The 2,779-nt window shown below is 34.4% G+C and carries 3 protein-coding genes; 1 reads left to right on the top strand and 2 read right to left on the bottom strand.

Features of this window, described 5'->3' with window-relative positions; translation table 11 throughout:
• Positions 1-953 (top strand): N-acetylmuramoyl-L-alanine amidase (locus ACPYKA_RS20255; protein WP_479543994.1); only part of this gene is annotated, 953 nt, incomplete at its 5' end.
• 192 nt (positions 954-1,145) lie between these two features.
• Here ACPYKA_RS20255 and ACPYKA_RS20260 read toward each other — a convergent pair.
• The gene (locus tag ACPYKA_RS20260; protein ID WP_479543995.1) at positions 1,146-2,063 is read right to left on the bottom strand and encodes a response regulator; all 918 of its coding nucleotides are present in this window, start codon (positions 2,061-2,063) and stop codon (positions 1,146-1,148) included.
• A gap of 1 nt (position 2,064) precedes the next feature.
• A partial coding sequence (locus ACPYKA_RS20265) for an ATP-binding protein (protein ID WP_479543996.1) occupies positions 2,065-2,779 on the bottom strand: 715 nt, incomplete at its 5' end.

Consider the following 2,779-nt stretch of genomic DNA (forward strand, 5'->3'; position numbering starts at 1 on the left):
ATGATGCCGAGGTTATTGGAAAGCTAGATTTCGGTGATCAGCTCGTTGGTTTCCATGAAGAGCACGGTTGGGTTCAAACGTATTATGATGGTAAAGTAGCATGGGTAGCATCACAGTTTTTGATAGAGAGTCAACAAGATAATATACAGAATAAAAAAACAAATGGTAAGGATAAGATAACTATCGATGCTGAATCTGTTCGATTAAGAACTGGTCCAAATACAGACGATTCTATTATTGGTCACACATCCAAAGGTGATGAATATAAAGTGATCAAAAAAGATGGAGATTGGTTTAACATATTACTAGACGATGGTTCGGATGCTTGGGTGGCAGCTTGGTTAACAACCGATGGCTCTAAGCCACAGTCTTCACAAAGTAGCGAAAAAACGTCTAACGATACAAAAGCATCCCTTGTCGGATATAATATTATGCTAGACCCTGGTCATGGTGGAAAAGATCCTGGCGCTTTTGGCATTAACGGTGTGAAAGAAAAGAATCTTACATTAGCTATAGCCAAGTCCGTTGCCCAAAAACTAAGAAATGAAGGAGCGACTGTCCTAATGACTCGATCGGACGACTCCTATGTTTCACTTGAAGATCGCGTTAAGATTAGTCAATCCTACTGGACAGATGCTTTTATCAGCCTTCATTATAATGCCTTTCCTTTACATACGAGTAACGGTATAAGTACGCATTATTATTCAGATGGTTCAGACTATCATCTAGCGCAGAAAATTCAATCCGCCCTAAATAAGCATACAAATTTGGACGATCGCGGCGTTCAACATGACGATTTCTATGTTTTACGAGAAAATAAGGATGTATCTGTGCTTATTGAATTAGGTTTTATTACAAATTCGGATGATAAAACTATCATTCTAGGAGAGAATCATCCAGAAAATGTTGCAAATGCCATTACAGAAGGACTAATCAATTATTTTAATGATTAGCAACTTCCTTACATTTAAAACGATTGCTGAAAATCCATTACCCTTTCCATTGTTTGCGTAAAGCTAATTGGAAAGGGTTATTTCTTTCGTTGACTTCTAAGGATTAAAATTACCTAGTCTAAAATAGCAGAACAGCCCCCTTCTTTATGCAAGTGAAGGGGACTTATTTATTCTTGACTACAGATAATTCCATCAAATTGCATTTAACTCATCCAATGTTTCGACATAAAGCACTTGAAGAAACTTTTTAATATTAATTTTTACTCCACTTGTTTTTGAAACATCACTTTTCAATTCATTCATTTTTAAACGAACATCTTGAAAATCAAATAGCAAAGATGCATAATGTTCAAACTTTGGATTTGTGTAATCAGTTAATCCAAGCGAAGCTAAATTGGTTAAAGCGGTCATCACCGATCGTCGGATTCGTTGCTCGATTGCTTTTACTTCACGCTTTAATTCTAATTCACCTATTAGCCTATTATGATGAATGGCAATCATTTCATAAAGATCCTTTAATGGTGGGAGGTCGTTAAACGAGTAATTTTTTTTAACAAGGATTTCCATAGCTGTTATTATGTCATTACTTCCACTTTCACCAATTATTCCAATAGACATCAGTATATTTTGTACAATACTAGTAACGGAATTATTTGTATCGGCAGGAGGATTAGAAGCTTGGGGTGGGACAATCTCTAAATGCGATAATGATTTTTTAATTGTATAAAGAGACTGATTTAACTTTAACTTTTCTTTCACATTTTCGATAACAGCTGTCACTTCGGCACGATTTATTGGTTTATGAATAAAAAACTCAATTCCATTTTTGTAGGCTTCTGCAACCATATCTTTGTTATCAATTTGAGATATCATAATAAAGTTTCCATTATAACCAAACTTTTTCAGTTCCATAATTAAATTAATGCCATCAATTCCAGGCATTAATAAATCAATTAAAACAACTTGTGGATTTGCTTCCAAAATATCGTCAATTGCATCTTCTCCACCTGGACTCGTCATGACAATTTCGCCTAAGTCACTTTCTTCAATAATACTTTCTAACATCCTGCGACATACAGGATCATCATCAATAATTCCGTAACTAACCATATTATAGCTCCTCTTTAGTAACCAAGTTTGCTGGTAGCATGACAGTAATTGTAGTTTCGCCATGACCTATATCCGTTGTTATTTTTCCGTTGAAAAATTCGCAAATATTTTTGACATGGGACAATCCAATCCCTGTTGCCGCTGTACCCTTATCGTTATACTTTGTTGTAAAACCGGATTCAAATATGAGTGGAATGTCTTTTTCTTTTATCCCTTCCCCATTATCCGTAACTGTAAAATAAACGTAATTTCCTTTTTCTAATACGCTAATTGTAATCTTTCCCTTTTGTTCTATCGCTTCCACAGCATTGGCAGTTAAATTATTTAAAATTGAAATAATCGGATAGTAGTGGCTTGTCTTAAATTCAATCAACTGCTCTTTCACAATGATAACATCTTTTTTTAACCATTGACTATAATTCATATTTCCCTGAATGACATGACGCAACATATTTGATAAGTCCATTTCTGGCAATGAATTGACATCATATAATTCATTTAATCCAGCTCGGATTCGTTGAGTATCTTTTTTTATTTCATGTATTTGCTGAGCTATCTCTAACGCTTGCTTGTCGTATATTAACTGATCGTCTTTTATTTTTCGATACAATTGATAACTTGATGCTGTAATTTTTTCGATCGTATTCATCATTTTACTTAAGTAAAAGTTTTCGTTATATAAATTTGAGCCAAATTGGAGCATTTGATCTAATCGT

Origin of the sequence: Pseudogracilibacillus amylolyticus (SeqCode), assembly GCF_051918545.1 — a bacterium.
GTDB lineage: Bacteria > Bacillota > Bacilli > Bacillales > Amphibacillaceae > Pseudogracilibacillus.

Coding starts and splice junctions, on each gene's coding strand:
- ACPYKA_RS20260 (WP_479543995.1), bottom strand. CDS start 2,063: ATGGTTAGTTACGGAATTATTGATGATGATCCTGTATGTCGCAGGATG.